The 14,607-nt window shown below is 73.5% G+C and carries 16 protein-coding genes; 8 read left to right on the top strand and 8 right to left on the bottom strand.

Going from position 1 to position 14,607, the window contains the following annotated elements:
• Positions 1-122: 122 nt before the first annotated feature.
• Both ACFV2J_RS10480 and ACFV2J_RS10475 read right to left on the bottom strand, forming a co-directional pair.
• Positions 123-611, bottom strand: coding sequence for a nitroreductase family deazaflavin-dependent oxidoreductase (locus tag ACFV2J_RS10480; RefSeq protein WP_385083259.1), 489 nt, complete (start codon positions 609-611; stop codon positions 123-125).
• The gene (locus ACFV2J_RS10475; protein WP_385083258.1) at positions 611-1,798 is read right to left on the bottom strand and encodes an acyl-CoA dehydrogenase family protein; all 1,188 of its coding nucleotides are present in this window, start codon (positions 1,796-1,798) and stop codon (positions 611-613) included. The genes ACFV2J_RS10480 and ACFV2J_RS10475 overlap by 1 nt, the downstream gene beginning before the upstream one ends.
• Positions 1,799-1,919: 121 nt before the next feature.
• Between ACFV2J_RS10475 and ACFV2J_RS10470 the strand changes: the two genes are divergently transcribed.
• Positions 1,920-3,092 carry an acetyl-CoA acetyltransferase gene (locus tag ACFV2J_RS10470; protein WP_385083257.1) on the top strand — a complete coding sequence of 391 codons (1,173 nt, stop codon included), beginning with the start codon at positions 1,920-1,922 and terminating at the stop codon, positions 3,090-3,092.
• Positions 3,093-3,108: 16 nt separating this feature from the next.
• Here ACFV2J_RS10470 and ACFV2J_RS10465 read toward each other — a convergent pair whose 3' ends face one another.
• Positions 3,109-3,288 (bottom strand): DUF397 domain-containing protein, encoded by a 180-nt coding sequence (locus ACFV2J_RS10465; RefSeq protein ID WP_385083256.1) that lies wholly within the window; start codon positions 3,286-3,288, stop codon positions 3,109-3,111.
• A 2-nt stretch (positions 3,289-3,290) separates the two neighbouring features.
• Positions 3,291-4,082, bottom strand: a complete 792-nt coding sequence (locus ACFV2J_RS10460) for a helix-turn-helix transcriptional regulator (RefSeq protein WP_385083254.1) — start codon at positions 4,080-4,082, stop codon at positions 3,291-3,293.
• Positions 4,083-4,189: 107 nt separating this feature from the next.
• On the opposite strand from ACFV2J_RS10460, the gene ACFV2J_RS10455 reads away from it, so the two are divergent.
• Together ACFV2J_RS10455 and ACFV2J_RS10450 are read left to right on the top strand one after the other, a co-directional pair.
• Positions 4,190-4,597 carry a hypothetical protein gene (locus tag ACFV2J_RS10455; RefSeq protein WP_385083252.1) on the top strand — a complete coding sequence of 136 codons (408 nt, stop codon included), beginning with the start codon at positions 4,190-4,192 and terminating at the stop codon, positions 4,595-4,597.
• A gap of 10 nt (positions 4,598-4,607) precedes the next feature.
• Positions 4,608-5,264 carry a pyridoxal 5'-phosphate synthase gene (locus ACFV2J_RS10450; protein WP_385083251.1) on the top strand — a complete coding sequence of 219 codons (657 nt, stop codon included), beginning with the start codon at positions 4,608-4,610 and terminating at the stop codon, positions 5,262-5,264.
• Positions 5,265-5,307: 43 nt separating this feature from the next.
• Here the strand turns inward: ACFV2J_RS10450 and ACFV2J_RS10445 are convergent, their stop codons facing one another.
• From ACFV2J_RS10445 to ACFV2J_RS10430, 4 genes are all read right to left on the bottom strand, one after another.
• Positions 5,308-6,204, bottom strand: a complete 897-nt coding sequence (locus ACFV2J_RS10445) for a GNAT family N-acetyltransferase (protein WP_385438129.1) — start codon at positions 6,202-6,204, stop codon at positions 5,308-5,310.
• A 102-nt stretch (positions 6,205-6,306) separates the two neighbouring features.
• Positions 6,307-6,936 carry a GNAT family N-acetyltransferase gene (locus ACFV2J_RS10440; RefSeq protein ID WP_385083248.1) on the bottom strand — a complete coding sequence of 210 codons (630 nt, stop codon included), beginning with the start codon at positions 6,934-6,936 and terminating at the stop codon, positions 6,307-6,309.
• Between the two features lie 31 nt (positions 6,937-6,967).
• Positions 6,968-7,408, bottom strand: coding sequence for a Zn-ribbon domain-containing OB-fold protein (locus tag ACFV2J_RS10435; protein ID WP_385083246.1), 441 nt, complete (start codon positions 7,406-7,408; stop codon positions 6,968-6,970).
• The gene (locus tag ACFV2J_RS10430) at positions 7,405-7,857 is read right to left on the bottom strand and encodes a DoxX family protein (RefSeq protein ID WP_385083245.1); all 453 of its coding nucleotides are present in this window, start codon (positions 7,855-7,857) and stop codon (positions 7,405-7,407) included. The genes ACFV2J_RS10435 and ACFV2J_RS10430 overlap by 4 nt, the downstream gene beginning before the upstream one ends.
• 225 nt (positions 7,858-8,082) lie before the next feature.
• Here ACFV2J_RS10430 and ACFV2J_RS10425 point away from each other — a divergent pair, with 225 nt between their 5' ends.
• From ACFV2J_RS10425 to ACFV2J_RS10405, 5 genes are all read left to right on the top strand, one after another.
• Positions 8,083-9,276: a flavin-containing monooxygenase gene (locus ACFV2J_RS10425; RefSeq protein ID WP_385083243.1), complete on the top strand. Its 1,194-nt coding sequence runs from the start codon at positions 8,083-8,085 to the stop codon at positions 9,274-9,276.
• A 472-nt stretch (positions 9,277-9,748) separates the two neighbouring features.
• Positions 9,749-11,974, top strand: a complete 2,226-nt coding sequence (locus ACFV2J_RS10420; RefSeq protein WP_385083242.1) for an acetate--CoA ligase family protein — start codon at positions 9,749-9,751, stop codon at positions 11,972-11,974.
• Between the two features lie 67 nt (positions 11,975-12,041).
• Positions 12,042-12,884 (top strand): enoyl-CoA hydratase/isomerase family protein, encoded by an 843-nt coding sequence (locus ACFV2J_RS10415; protein ID WP_385083240.1) that lies wholly within the window; start codon positions 12,042-12,044, stop codon positions 12,882-12,884.
• A 63-nt stretch (positions 12,885-12,947) separates the two neighbouring features.
• On the top strand, positions 12,948-13,592 hold the full coding sequence (locus ACFV2J_RS10410) for a flavin reductase family protein (protein WP_385083239.1): 645 nt from the start codon (positions 12,948-12,950) through the stop codon (positions 13,590-13,592).
• 157 nt (positions 13,593-13,749) lie between these two features.
• Positions 13,750-14,607, top strand: coding sequence for a hypothetical protein (locus tag ACFV2J_RS10405; protein WP_385083238.1), 858 nt, complete (start codon positions 13,750-13,752; stop codon positions 14,605-14,607).

Raw genomic sequence — 14,607 nt, 5'->3', positions numbered from 1 at the left:
GGCGGCAGCCCACACCGGACGGACGTTCCGGCGGGCTGCCGCCTGCTGCGCTGTGCGGGCCCCGCGTCCCGCCCCGCCCGTCCGCGCCTCCCCGGCAGCCGTGACCGGACGGCTCCCGCCCCTCAGCGCCGCGTGATCCGGAACAGCCGGATCTCCCGCTCGATCCGCGCCTGGTAGGTGGCGTACGGCGGCCAGAACACCAGCGCCGCCCGCCAGGCCGCCGCCCGCTCCTCCCCCGCCAGCAGCCGGGCCGTCACCGGGATGTCCGCGCCCTTCCAGCTCACCTCGGCGTCCGGATGGGCGAGCAGATTGGCGGTCCACGCCGGATGGTCCGCGCGTCCGAAGTTGGAGCCGACGAGCAGCCAGCTCGCCGCGTCGGCCCCCTCCGGCACACAGGCCAGCGGCGTCCGCCGGGCCAGTCCGCTCCTGGCGCCCCGCGCCGTGAGGACGACGCCCGGCAGCATCCGCGCGCTGAGCAGCACCCTGCCGCGGGTCAGCCGGTGCACCGCGCGGTCCAGGGCGGGGACGAGATGCGGCGCGACGCGTGCGAAGGTCCGGGTGGAGGACACCTTCTGCACGAGCCGGACCCCGGGGAGCGCTCCGCGGGCCATCAGACCACCACCTCTCCGCCCTCGAAGAGACGCGCGTCCTCGGCGGCGCGCTCCCGCAGCCGGTGCACGGGCCCGAAGAGCAGTTCGTCGCCGGACGCCCGCTTGAAGTACAGGTGGGCCTCGTGCTCCCAGGTGAAGCCGATGCCTCCGTGCAGCTGGATGCCCTCGGCGGCGGCCGTGCGCAGCGCCTCCAGGGCCTGGGCGAGCGCGAGCCCCCCGACCCGTTCGCGGCCGCCGTCACCGGCGGCCCAGGCCGCGTAGTACGCGGCCGAGCGCGCCGCCTGCACCCGCACGTACACGTCGGCGAGGCGGTGCTTGACCGCCTGGAAGGTCCCGATCGCCCGCCCGAACTGTTCCCGCTGCCGCACGTACTCGACGGTCCGCTCCAGCGCCCGGTCGGCGGCCCCCACGGCCTCCGCGGCGAGTACGGCGGCGGCGCTCCGGCCCAGGCCGGCGAGCGCGCCGAGCGCGTCGGCGCCGTCCCCCAGCGGCTCCGCCGCCACGTCCCTCAGCTCCACCCGGGCCTGCGCCCTCGTCTCGTCCAGTGAGGTCTGCCGCACCAGCACGAGCCCCTCGGCGCCGTCCCGCACGAGGAACAGCGACGTCCGCGACCTGGCGAAGCCTCCGGTGTGCGCGGCCACCACCAGGAGCCGCGCACTGTGTCCGTCGAGCACATGGGCCGCCTGCCCGTAGAGCCGCCAGCCGCCGTCGGCCCGCCGGGCCTGCACCCCGCCGGCGCGCCCGCCGCCCGCCCAGTCCCCGCCGTGGTCGCCGACCAGCCCGAGGGCGGTGGGGAGCCCGGCGCCCGGCACCACGAGGGCCGCGGTCAGCTCACCGCCGGCGATCTTGGGCAGCAGCTCGGCACGCTGGTCCTCGGTGCCCAGGGCCAGGATCAGCGGGGCGGCCAGGACGGCCGTGGAGATCAGTGGGGAGGGGGCCAGGGCGCGTCCCGACTCCTCGCAGGCGAGGGCGAGTTCGGTCACCGAGCAGCCGACTCCGCCGTACCGCTCGGGGAGGGCCAGCCCCGGCAGGCCGAGCTGCCGGGCGAACGTGTCCCACAGGCCGGTGTCGTGTCCGGCGGCGGTCCGCACGGCCGCCCGTACCTCGTCCGGGCCGCACCGCTTGAGCAGGAGTTCCCGGAGGGTGCGGCGGATCTCGTCCTGTTCGGGGGTGAAACGCGCGTCCATGGGCAGGCCCCTCCTGAGCTGACGGGCCGTCATATTAGGACGCGCGGAGGGAGATGCACAGAGAGGGGACGGAGCCGGGACGGCCTCCCCCGTTCCCACTATCTGATGTACCGTCAGATTCATGACTACGGGGAAGCGCAAGGTCGCCGTGGTGGGTGTCGCCCTCTCCGACTGCGGCCGGGTGGACGACGCGACCCCCTACACCCTGCACGCGCAGGCCGCCCGCCGGGCGCTCGCGGACGCGGGCCTGGACCGGGCGCGGGTCGACGGCTTCGGCTCGGCCGGCCTGGGCACGCTCCCCCCGGCCGAGGTCGCCGAGTACCTCGGGCTGCGGCCCGCCTGGGTCGACTCGACCGCGGTCGGCGGCTCCACCTGGGAGGTCATGGCGGCGCACGCGGCCGACGCGATCGCGGCGGGCCACGCCCGCGCCGTCCTCCTCGTGTACGGGTCGACGGCCCGCGCGGACATCAAGGCGGGCCGCCGCACCGGCGACCTCTCCTTCGGCGCCCGGGGCCCGCTCCAGTTCGAGGTCCCCTACGGTCACACGCTCATCGCCAAGTACGCGATGGCCGCGCGCCGCCACATGCACCAGTACGGGACGACGCTCGAACAGCTCGCCTCGGTCGCCGTCCAGGCCCGCGCGAACGCGGCCCTGAACCCGGAGGCGATGTTCCGCGCCCCGATCACGGTCGACGACGTCCTGTCCGGCCCGATGATCGCCGACCCCTTCACCAAGCTGCACTGCTGCCTGCGTTCCGACGGTGGCGCGGCGGTGCTGCTGGTGGCCGAGGAGTACGTACGCGACTGCCGCACGGCCCCGGTGTGGATCCTCGGCACCGGGGAGCACGTCTCGCACACGACGATGTCCGAGTGGGCCGACTTCACGGTGTCCCCCGCGGCGGTCAGCGGACGTCTCGCCTTCGAGCGGGCGGGGATACGGCCGGACGAGATCGACGTGGCCGAGATCTACGACGCCTTCACCTACATGACGCTCGTGACGCTGGAGGACCTGGGCTTCTGCGCGAAGGGCGAGGGAGGGGCGTTCGTGGACGCCGGGAAGGGGCGGCTGCTGGTGGGCGGGGAGCTGCCGGTGAACACCGACGGAGGCGGCCTGTCGGCCCAGCATCCCGGGATGCGGGGACTGTTCCTGCTGGTCGAGGCGGTCCGGCAGCTGCGTGGCGAGGCGGACGGACACCAGGTACGACGCCCGGACGGCGAACCGCCCCGGCTGGCCGTGGCGTCCGGCACCGGGGGCTGGTTCTGCTCGTCCGGCACGGTGGTACTCGGGCGATAGGACCGCGGCGGCCGCCTCAGCGGACGGTACGGAGGAAGGCCGTCCAGGTGATGGGGGTGACGGCGAGGGCGGGGGCCGTGTCCGCCGGGTTCTTGGAGTCGCGGATGTGGATGGTGGTGGGGGTGGTGGCTATTTCGAGGCACTCGCCGCCCTCGTTGGTACTGTAGCTGGACTTGAACCAGGCGACTTCGGTCATATTCACAGTTGCCCCGCTTTCCCTTCGATGAGGTCGGCGGACTCCCACGGTGTGAGTGCCTGAGCCCGCAGCATGCCGAACAGGTCGAACAGTCCGTTGACTTGCTCCGGCTTGGAGATCAACGTACTGCCTGCCTGAGACTCCACGAACACCAGATTGCGGCCGTCTTCCGTGCTCATCAACTGCATTGGGCCTTGCAGTCCAGCGTGCGCATGCCGTCCGGTCGGCATGACCTGGACTGTCAGATGGTTCAGCGCCCGCATGCATTCCAGCAGATGCAGGAGCTGCCCCTTCAACACCCCTGGATCACCGAACGGCCGCTCCAGCGCCGCTTCCTCGACCAGGAAGCTCAGGCGCGGCGGCGGATTCCGCGTCAGCACCGCCTGACGTTCCAACCGGGCCTCGACGTGCTTCTCGATCTCCTCTTCCGTGTAGGCGGGTACCCGTGACTCGTACAGGGCTCGCGTGTACGCCTCCGTCTGGAAGAGTCCGGGGACCACCATCACCTCGTAGCCGCTGATGATCTGCGCCAGCCGCTGGTGCCTCACCCAGTCCAGATACTTCGGCGGGTACTTCTCCTCCTCCATCATCTCGACGCACGCGACCAGCGCGCCCCGCGCATCCAGCCCCTTGTCGGCGTCCTTGAGGAACTCGATCGCCGGAATCCGCTCGGCTCTCTCGTAGGCGCCGAAGAGGGACTCGGAGACGTGCACCAGCTCACCCGCCTCCTTCTGCGTCAGCCCCAGCCGCCCCCGGTGGATCCGCAGCAACTCCCCCACCAGCCTGCGCCCCATGGACACCCCACCACTCGCCCCCACGGCGACCACCGTCCTCCCCACAACCGGCAATGTGGACCTCGTCCTCCTGGTCACGCTACGCAACCGCCGTCACGCTCATAGTCATGACGAACGAACTCACCCCGAATTGGGTCCCCAAGTCAGGTCTTCAACTACGTCTCGCCGGGGTCCACTTCGACGCCGTCCGGGTCTGCGGCGTGCGCGGGGAAGCCGTGCTGCACCACCTCGCGGGACTGACCGACGGCCGCCCCGGACCCGTCGTACGGGAGATGAGCGGCTGCCGGTGGACGTACTTCCTGCTGGCCCCCGGGGAGAGCGCGGAGCACGACTGGCCGCCGGGGGCCCGCCGCTTCGCCCGGTCCGGGCAGGACGAGTACATCGGGGTCCCCGCCCCGGAGGGCAACACCTATCCGCTCGGCTGGGGCGCCGGCGCACCGGAGGCCGGGGAGTTCGTGGACGCGGAACTGCTGCACGGGGTGCTCATGGCGCAGCTCTGCCGGATGCCCGAGTGATACTCGGGGCATGGGAACGGATCTTCACGAGCTGCTGAGGTCGCTGCGGGTGTGGGACGTCGAGCTGCCCTCCTTCGACCCGGCGGGGGCGCCCCCCGCACCACTGCCCCTGTTCACGGAGTGGTTCGCGCGGGCGGTGGCGGCGGGCCAGACGGAGCCGCACACGATGTCGCTGGCGACGGTGGACGAGGACGGTCTGCCGGACGTGCGGATCGTGATGCTGCACGGCGCGGACGCGGACGGATGGGCCTTCGCGAGCCACACCACCAGCCGCAAGGGACGGCAGCTCGCGGCCCGTCCCTACGCGGCGCTCGACTTCTACTGGCCCGCGCAGGGCCGTCAGATCCGGCTGCGCGGCCCGGTGACGGTCGCGCCGCCGGAGGAGGGGCAGGCGGACCTGCACGCCCGCTCGACGGGGGCGCTGGCCGCCGCGCTGGTCGGCAGGCAGAGCGATGCCCTCGGCTCGGTCGGGGAGTTGGCGCTCGCCTCGGACGCCGCCTGGGAGCGCGCCGGGCGCGAGCCTGACGCGACGGCGCCGACCTGGACCCTCTACCGCCTCCAGCCGGAGGAGGTGGAGTTCTTCCAGGGAGACGCGCGACGCCGGCACGTACGGCTCGTCTACCGCCGTGCGGGAACGGACTGGCACACGGAGCTGCTGTGGCCCTGAGGGACCGAGGACGCCGGTCCGGGCGGAGGGACTCCCGTCACCGTCAGGCGGACATCTCGGCGGGACGCGAGGCGTCCTCGAAGTCGTACACGTCGAAGTCGGCCACCGGCCGGTAGCCGATCCGCTGGTAGAGGCCGTTACTGGTGGGGTTGGAGAGGTCGGTGAAGAGCAGGACGTCGTCCACGCCGGAGGCCAGGGCGACCCGGCCGACCTCGACGGTGGCGGCCCCCGCGTAGCCCCGGCCGCGGAACGGGGCCGGGGTGTAGACCGGGCCGACGCGCACCTGCCCGGCGATCCGGGGCGTCGCGCCGGCCATCGCGACCGGGGTACCGTCCGGCGCCTCCCACAGGGTGAGGCCGCCATGGGCGATCCGGGCTGCGGCCCAGTCGTCGGCGACCCGCGCGGTCCGCTCGCCGACCGCTTCGGCGAACTCGCCGTACCACCGGGCGAGCAGCCCCCGGTCGGCGTCCTCGGCGATCCGCGGCCGGCCGGGCGGGACAGGTCCGGGCACGGCCGGTGTGTCCAGCCGGTACAGCCGGTCGTGGCGGTGCAGCGGGGCACTCACCCCCGGGCGGCGCCGCTGCCAGGCCTCGGCGAAGGCCGCGGCGGTGGCCCGGTCGGCGGTGACGCCCGGCAGGTCGTGTCCCAGGTCCGCCAGACGCGCGGCGAGGGAGTCGGCGTCCTCCGCCGACAGGGGCGTGACGTTCAGCCGGTGGGGTGGTGTGCGGAAGAAGGCCGCGCGTACGTCCCCGCCCCGCTCCAGCAGGCCGAGCACCGGCGGCTGCGCCCCGAACGTGCTCGGACCCCGGGTACGCAGCGCGTGGGTCACCGTCAGCGGAACCGTGTGCAGAGCGGGCCGCGAGCGGAGGAAGTCCCCCGCGCGCGCGAGGAAGGCGTCCACGTCGTGGGTGACCGACCAGGTGTGAGGCTCACGAGGCATGCCGCCATGATTCCGCCCGCCGGCCGTCCGCCGCCTCCGGTTTTCCGTCACGGCGACCGGCCGGGGAAGCGGGACAGGCCCGGGAGCGGGTCTCACAGGGTGCTACGGCTGGGCCACGTGCGTGTCCGGGTCCGTCAGGACCGGCACCGGGTCGGTCGCGACCCGCGCGTGCAGATGGACGTCCCGGAACGCGTCGTGCCGCCCGGCTTCGAACATCGCGCCCCTGAGCGTCCCCTCGTAGCGGAAGCCGCACCGCTCGGCGACCCGGCAGGAGGCCGCGTGGCCGAGGGCGTGGCCCAGCTCGAGGCGGTGCAGACGGATCGCGCCGAAGGCGAAGCGGGAGGCCAGGGCGAGGGCGCGGGTGGCCACCTGACGTCCACGGGCCTCCGGCAGGACCCAGTAGCCGACGCGGGCGAGACGCATGACCTGGTCGATCTCGTTGATGCCGATGTGCCCCAGTGGCGTACCGCCCGACTCCTCCATGACGCAGAAGGAGACGCCCGTGCCGTCGGCGGCGCTCTCGGTGCGCGAGCGGAGCGACTCACGGGCGCTGTCGATGTCCCGGACGGGCCGGAGCGGGGTGTTCCAGCGCTGGAACTCCGGGTCGGACAGACCCCGCAGCCAGGCCGCGACATCGACGTCGGAATCCGCGTCCCAGGGCCGCAGCAGCAGACCGAGGCCGTGCAGCTCGGGAAAGGGCTCGGCGGGGGACCTCACGTGGAAACCGGACACCCATTCATTGAAACGCGTCGGCGGCCCGAGCTCACACCCGGGGCGCCCGGGGCCCGTGGGGGGACGCGGACGGAGGGGAGGCGGGACGGGGCCGGAAGACGGGCACCCCCTCCCGGAAGGCCACCTCCAGCTCCATACCGATCCGCAGCGCGTCCTGCGCGCACTCCACCACCTCGGTCATCATCCGCGGGCCCTCCGCGAGGTCGACGACGGCGGCGACGTACGGCACCCGGTCGCCGAACGGCGGGAGGTCGTTGCGGTGCACGACGGACCACGTGTAGAGCGTGGCGCGGCCGCTCGCGGGCCGCCAGCGCCCGTCCTCGCTCCAGCAGTGCGGACAGAACTCGCGGGGGTAGTGATGCGTCCGTCCGCAGGCGTCGCAGTGGCGCAGCAGCAGCCGGCCCGTCGCGGCCGCCTCCCAGTACGGCCGGGTGAAGGCGTCGGCCTCGGCCACGTCGAACCGGGGGCTCACCGGAAGAGCCCGATCGCGTCGTCCAGCGACCACGTCTGCCAGGACATCCCGAACAGGGCGACGGCCGAGATCAGGGCCATCATCGCGTTCTGCCCCTGCTCGGCCCAGTCGTGGATCATGAGCGTGAAGTACAGGACGTTGAGCAGCAGTCCCCCGGCCAGGGCGACCGGAGTCAGCAGGCCGGCCACCAGGCCGAGTCCGAGGGCGAGTTCGGCGTACACGACGACGTACGCCATCACCTTCGGGCGCGGCACCACGACCGTCTCGAAGCCGGAACGCACCGCGCTCCACCGGTGCTTGGCCGCCACGTCCGCCGCCCACGCGATCCCGGTCCCCCGCTCGAACCAGCCCTTCCTGTCCTTGTGCCGCCAGCTCTCCAGCCACCACAGTCCGAGCCCGATCCGCAGCACCGCCAGCCATTGCGCCCCGTCGAGCCAGATCGTGTCCATGGCCGAACCTCCCTTGCCGTCACGCATTTCTGACGGTACGTCAGTTCAGCGTACGCGGAATGTCCACGCAAGAGGCGTACACCGACCGCGCCTCCACACCCGGAGCACAACCAAGTGACCTACGCCACCCATCGCACCCGCCCCTCCTACAGCCGTGATCAGTTCGCAACCGATTCCGGTCTTGACCGAGACCTATCAATTGACGACGTGATTACGCTCGCGCTCATGGCCGACTCGACTGCTTCCTCCACACTCCGCCCGGTACCGTCCCACGAGGACCGACCCGTGTACGTGATCGGAGGCGGCCCCGGCGGCCTCGCGGCGGCGTACGCGTTGCGCGCCCAGGGCGTACGGGCCGTCGTGCTGGAGAAGTCCGACCGGGTCGGGGCCTCCTGGCGGCGCCACTACGACCGGCTGCACCTGCACACGACGCGCCGGCTGTCCGCCCTCCCGGGACTCGCGATGCCCCGCGCGTTCGGGCGCTGGGTCTCGCGCGACAACGTGGTGCGCTACCTGGAGAAATACGCCGAGCACCACCAGCTGGAGATCGTCACGGGCGTCGAGGTCTCCCGCGTCGAACGCGCCGGTGACTCGTGGCTGCTGCACGCGACCGGAGGCCGCGAACTGACCGGCAGCGCGGTCGTCGTCGCCACCGGCCACAACCACACGCCCCGCATACCGGACTGGCCCGGCCGCGACGCGTACAGCGGCGAGCTCCTGCACGCCGGCGACTACCGCGACCCCGGTCCCTACGCCGGACGCGACGTCCTGGTCGTCGGCGTCGGCAACACGGGCGCCGAGATCGCGGTGGACCTGGTCGAGGGCGGCGCCGGGCGGGTGCGGCTCGCCGTGCGCACCGCCCCGCACATCGTGCGGCGCTCCACGGCCGGCTGGGCCGCCCAGTTCACCGGCATCCTCGTACGGCGGCTGCCGGTACGCGTGGTCGACGCGCTCGCCGGGCCGATGGCCAAGGTGAGCGTGCCGGACCTGTCGGCGCAGGGGTTGCCGCGCCCCGACACCGGCCTCTACTCGCGTGTCAGGGAGGGCTCGATCCCCGTCCAGGACGTCGGCCTGATCGACGCCGTGCGCAAGGGGCGGGTCGAGGTCGTGGCCGCGGTCGAGGGCTTCGAGGACGGCAAGGTCGCCCTCGCCGACGGAACGCTGATCGGCCCCGACGCGGTGATCGCCGCGACCGGGTACGAGCGGGCGCTGGAGGGCATGGTCGGACATCTCGGCGTGCTGGACGGACGGGGCCGCCCGGTCGTGCACGGCGGACGCACCCCGAAGAACGCGCCGGGCCTGTACTTCACCGGTTTCACCAACCCCATCAGCGGCATGTTCCGCGAACTCGCCCTGGACGCCCGGAAGATAGCGAAGGCCGTGGCACGCGCCGCGGGACGGACCCGCACCGCGGACTGAGCGGGGTCCGCGACGCGGGTCCGCCCCGCACGCGAGCCGGACCGCACGCGAACAGCAGAGGTCACGAGCGGGGCCGGGCACGCGCAGGGCCGGGCATGCCCGAGGTGCGGACGCCGCACGGTCGGGCGCGGGCGGGGCCGGGCACGCGCGGGACCGCACGCGAGCCCGGCCGTGGGTACGCGCAGGTGGGCGGGTGGTGAGGCCGGAGCCCGATGACGCGGGTTCCAGCCCCCTTACCGCGGGTACGAACCAGGTGCCCGTCACACCCGTCCCCGCACCCCCGTCCGCCTGCCGCACATCCGCCACACACCCGCCCGAACGGTCGTCCGGACACTCGGGCGCGCACCCACGGGCGCACGACCGTCACCGCGCGCGGGCGGCTTTGCTTGCACGACTGTTCCTGACAGGCCGTCAGTTAAGTAATCTGACAGAGCGTCAGTTAATTGGCTGTCACACAGGAGCGGGCGGACCGATGCTTGGATCAACCCACGGCACCCTCACCACCGACTCCCGCCGGGCCCGGGTCATCGCCTGCGGCGAGCAGCCCTCACCCGTCGTGCACGGCCGGCCGGCCGATGTCGACGACCTCGACGTCAGCGGACGCCCGCTGTACGCCGGCGTACCCGATCTGGACCGCTTCTTCCGCCCCGGGTCGGTGGCCGTCGTCGGCGCCTCGGACACCGAGGGGCGCCCGAACACCGGTATCACCCGGCAGCTGATCTCCTGGGCCGAGCGGGTCGGGGCCCGGCTGCACCCGGTGCACCCCACCCGCCGGTCCGTCTTCGGCCTGCCCTGCTTCCCCTCCGTCGCCGACCTGCCCGAACAGGTCGACCTGGCCGTGCTCCTGGTCGGCGACCCGCTCGCCGTGATCGGTGAACTGAGCGAGGCCAAGGTGAAGTTCGCGGTCGCCTTCGCCTCCGGGTTCGCCGAGACCGGCGCGGAGGGCGCGGCCGCGCAGGCCCGGCTCGCCGCCGCCGTGCGCCGCTCCGGGCTGCGACTGCTGGGCCCCAACACCAACCTCAACGCCTTCGAGCGGTTCCGCGACGACCTCGACGGGCCCGCGGTCGCCCTGATCACCCAGTCCGGCCACCAGGGGCGCCCGGTCTTCGCGATGCAGGAACTGGGCGTCCGGCTCTCCCACTGGGCACCCACCGGCAACGAGGCCGATCTGGAGACCGCCGACTTCATCTCCTACTTCTCCGAGCGGCCCGAGATCGGCGCCATCGCCTGCTACGTCGAGGGGCTCAAGGACGGCCGCTCCTTCCTGCTCGCCGCCGACCGCGCCGCCCGGCGCGGGGTGCCCGTCGTCGCCGTCAAGGTCGGACGCACCGAGACCGGCGCCCGCACCGCCGCCTCCCACACCGGCAAGCTGACCGGCGCCGACACGGTGGTGGACGCGGCGATGCGGCAGTACGGCGTGATCCGCGTCGACGGACTCGACGAACTCCAGGACACCGCCGCCCTGCTGGCCCGCGCCCGCGCCCCACTGGCCGACGGGGTCGCCGTGTACTCGATCTCCGGCGGCACGGGGGCGCACTTCTCGGACCTGGCGACCGCGGCGGGGCTGCGCCTGCCGGACCTCTCGGCGGCCAAACAGGCCGAACTGCACCAGTGGATACCCGAGTACCTGAGCGTGGCCAACCCCGTCGACAACGGCGGACACCCGGTCGGCGACTGGCGCGGCCGGAAGATCATCGACGCGATCCTCGCCGATCCGGCGGTCGGGGTGCTGATCTGCCCGATCACCGGCCCCTTCCCGCCGATGAGCGACAAGCTCGCGCGGGACCTGGTGGACGCGGCGGAGCGGACGGACAAGCTGGTGTGCGTGGTGTGGGGGTCGCCGGTCGGCACCGAGGCCGCCTACCGCGAGACGCTGCTCGGGTCGGCGCGGGTCGCCACCTTCCGTACGTTCGCCAACTGCATCACCGCCGTACGCGCCTATCTGGAGCACCACCGGTTCGTCGCCGCGTACCGCTCGCCCTTCGACGAGGCGCCCCGCACCCCCTCGCCCTCCTTCCGCAAGGCACAGGCCCTGATGCGGCCGGGTCAGCAGCTGAGCGAGCACGCGGCGAAACAGCTGCTGCGCGCGTACGGGATCCGGGTGCCGCGTGAGCAGTTGGTGACCAGCGCCGCGGCGGCCGTGCGCGCGGCGGGCCTGGTGGGCTACCCGGTCGTCATGAAGGCGTCCGGCGCGCAGATCGCCCACAAGACCGAACTCGGCCTGGTGAAGATCGGGCTGACCTCCGCGAGCCAGGTCAGGGACGCCTACCGCGAGCTGACCGACATCGCGCGCTACGAGGGGATCTCGCTGGACGGGGTACTGGTGTGCCAGATGGTCGAGCGGGGGGTCGAGATGGTCGTGGGGGTCACGCACGACCGGCTGTTCGGGCCGACCGTGGCCGTGGGGCTCGGCGGCGTCCTCGTCGAGGTGCTGCGGGACACGGCCGTCCGCGTGCCGCCCTTCGGTGAGGACCAGGCCCGGGGGATGCTCCGCGAGCTGCGCGGCCGGGCGCTCCTGGACGGCGTGCGCGGGGCGCCGCCGGTGGATGTGGACGCGCTCGTCGAGGTCGTCCTGCGGGTCCAGCGGATGGCGCTGGAGCTCGGTGACGACATCGCCGAGCTCGACGTCAATCCGCTGATGGTGCTGCCCAGGGGGCAGGGGGCGGTGGCGCTGGACGCCCTGGTGGTGTGCCGCTGAACCGCCGCGGCACCAGCCGCCCCACCAGCCACCGCCGGCCACGCGTCGCACGAACTGGAGCACCCCCATGCCCGACTCCCCTCGCGAACCATCCGATTCCGTTCGATCCCCGCGGAAACCACTCGATTCATTGATACGTCACGCCACTGACAACGCCGTCTCGTGGATCACCCTCGACCGCCCCGAGGCGATGAACGCCCTCACCTGGGACCAGCGTGAACGCGTGATCGCGCTGCTCGCGTCGGCGTCCGCGGACCCGGACGTCCGGGCCGTGGTCATCACCGCGACGGGCCGCGGCTTCTGCGCGGGGGCGGACCTGAGGGGGGCGCCCGCGGCCGGCGAGCGGATTCCCGGCGACGTCGCCCGCACCCTGCGGCTCGGCGCCCAGCGGCTCGTCGCGGCGGTCCTCGACTGCGAGAAGCCGGTGATCGCGGCGGTCAACGGCACCGCGGCCGGCCTCGGCGTCCATCTCGCCCTGGCCTGCGACCTCGTACTCGCCGCCGAACCGGCCAGGTTCATCGAGGTGTTCGTGCGCCGCGGGCTGGTCCCCGACGGCGGCGGGGCGTATCTGCTGCCGCGTCTCGTCGGGCCGCAGCGCGCGAAGGAGCTGATGTTCTTCGGCGACGCGCTCACCGCCAGGGACGCCGAACGGCTCGGCCTCGTCAACCGCGTCGTCCCGCCCGAGGACCTGGAGAAGACCGCACGCGAGTGGGCCGAACGCCTGGCCACCGGCCCGACCCGCGCCCTGGCCCTCACCAAGCAACTGGTCAACGCCTCCCTCGACACCGGCCGCACCGCCGCCTTCGCCGCGGAGGCGGCCGCCCAGGAGATCAACATGACGACGGCGGACGCGAGGGAAGGGGTGGCGAGCTTCGTGGAGCGGCGGGAGCCGGAGTACCGGGGGCGGTGAGAGACCGCGGCGGCCGACCACCTCTTCCTCTCTGACGCATCGTCAGGTTCAATGAGCGGTGTGATGGGACACGCAGGAATGGCGGCAGCGGCCGTGCGCTATCTCCGGTCGGCCGGGGCTCCCGCCGTCGCGGGGCCGGTCGAGACGCTGCCGCGGCCGGAGTTGCGCGCGGTCGGGGACGACGAGCGGGCGCCGGTCGACCAGGGGGAGTTCCGCCGGGTGCTGGGGAACTTCGCGACGGGCGTGACCGTCGTCACCGCACCGGAGGGGCCCGGGGACGTGGCGGGATCGGGACCGGCCGGTTTCGCCTGCCAGTCCTTCTCCTCCCTCTCCCTCGACCCGCCGCTGGTCTGCTTCATGGTCGGCCGTACGTCGACGACCTGGCCGCGCATCGCCCGCGCCGGCGTCTTCTGCGTGAACGTGCTGGGCGCGCACCAAGGCGACCTGTGCCGTGGGTTCGCGGTGAGCGGGGCGGACAAGTTCGCGGGCGTCGGGTACGACGCGGCACCCGTCTCCGGCTCGCCCCGCCTCGCGGGGGCCGCGGCGTGGATCGACTGCACGGTCCACGCGGTGCACACGGGCGGCGACCACCTCATCGTGGTGGGACGGGTGGACGCGCTCGGCACGGGGGACGGGGGCGGGGACGGTGACGCGGGCGACGGCGCGGGCGTCGCGCCGCTGCTGTTCCACCGGGGGCGCTTCGTCTAGGGCGTGTCACGGCCCTGGCCCCGTCGATCACGCCCGTCGCACCGCGTCGTTCACGGGTGTCAGGGGCGCACCCTGACTCGGTGTCAGGGGCGGATCAGGGTCGGCCGAGGGGCTTCCCGGTGGTCGGCCTCGGGTGCGCGGCGGCAGGCTGAAGGGCATGGAGATCACCGCTGAGAAGCGCCCCTCGGCCGTCCGCCGCGGGGCCGCCGGACTCGTCCTGGCCGCCGCCCTCGCCACCACGATCGCCGCCACGGCCGGCTCCCCCGCCGTCGCCACCACCCCCACGACCGTGACCGTCGCCGCGGACGCCGCCCCCGCCGTCGCCACGGCCGCGGTCACCCCGGCCACCATGGCCGGCCACGCGACCGCCGCGCCGCCCGTCGTCCCGTACGACTTCGGGGACTGCCCCGACATCCCGGCCGGCGTCGACGCGGCCCGGTGGAAGTGCGAGGTCCTCACCGCCACCGGATCGCTGACCCTCGGCAGCAGGAGCGTGCCCGAGCTGGCACCGATGACCCTCACCCACGCCGAGGGCCCGCTGCCGGACGGCACGGACGGGCAGGTCTGGGGCGCGCTGCGCTCCACCTCGACCGCCGTCCCCGGCGGCCTCCTCGGCACCGGCACGACGGGGCACGGCCTCTCGGTACCCCTGGCCCTGCGTCCTGAGTACGGCGGCCGGTCCGACTTCTACTCCACCGGGGACAACCTGGGCCTGTTCACCCTGCGCTTCCGCGTCCTGAGCCCCCTGCTGCCGCACGGGTGCGTCATAGGCGGCGACACCCCCGTCGAACTGCGTCTGCGGCGCGTGGGCGACTCCGAGTGGCTCTCCCAGGACCCGCCGGTCATCAGGTTCGACGCGTACGACGACACCTTCGCCGTCCCGGCCGCCGTCGGCTGCGGACCGCTGGGCCGGCTCGTCGACGACCGGCTCGGCCTGCCGGGAGCGACCGGGAACGCGATCACCCTGTCCGCGCGGTACACGTTCAAGACGTACGACCGGCTTCCGGCGCGCTGA

Origin of the sequence: Streptomyces sp. NPDC059668, assembly GCF_042734135.1 — a bacterium.
Classification (GTDB): Bacteria; Actinomycetota; Actinomycetes; order Streptomycetales; family Streptomycetaceae; genus Streptomyces.
This window is presented reverse-complemented; position numbering and strand designations above follow the sequence as displayed.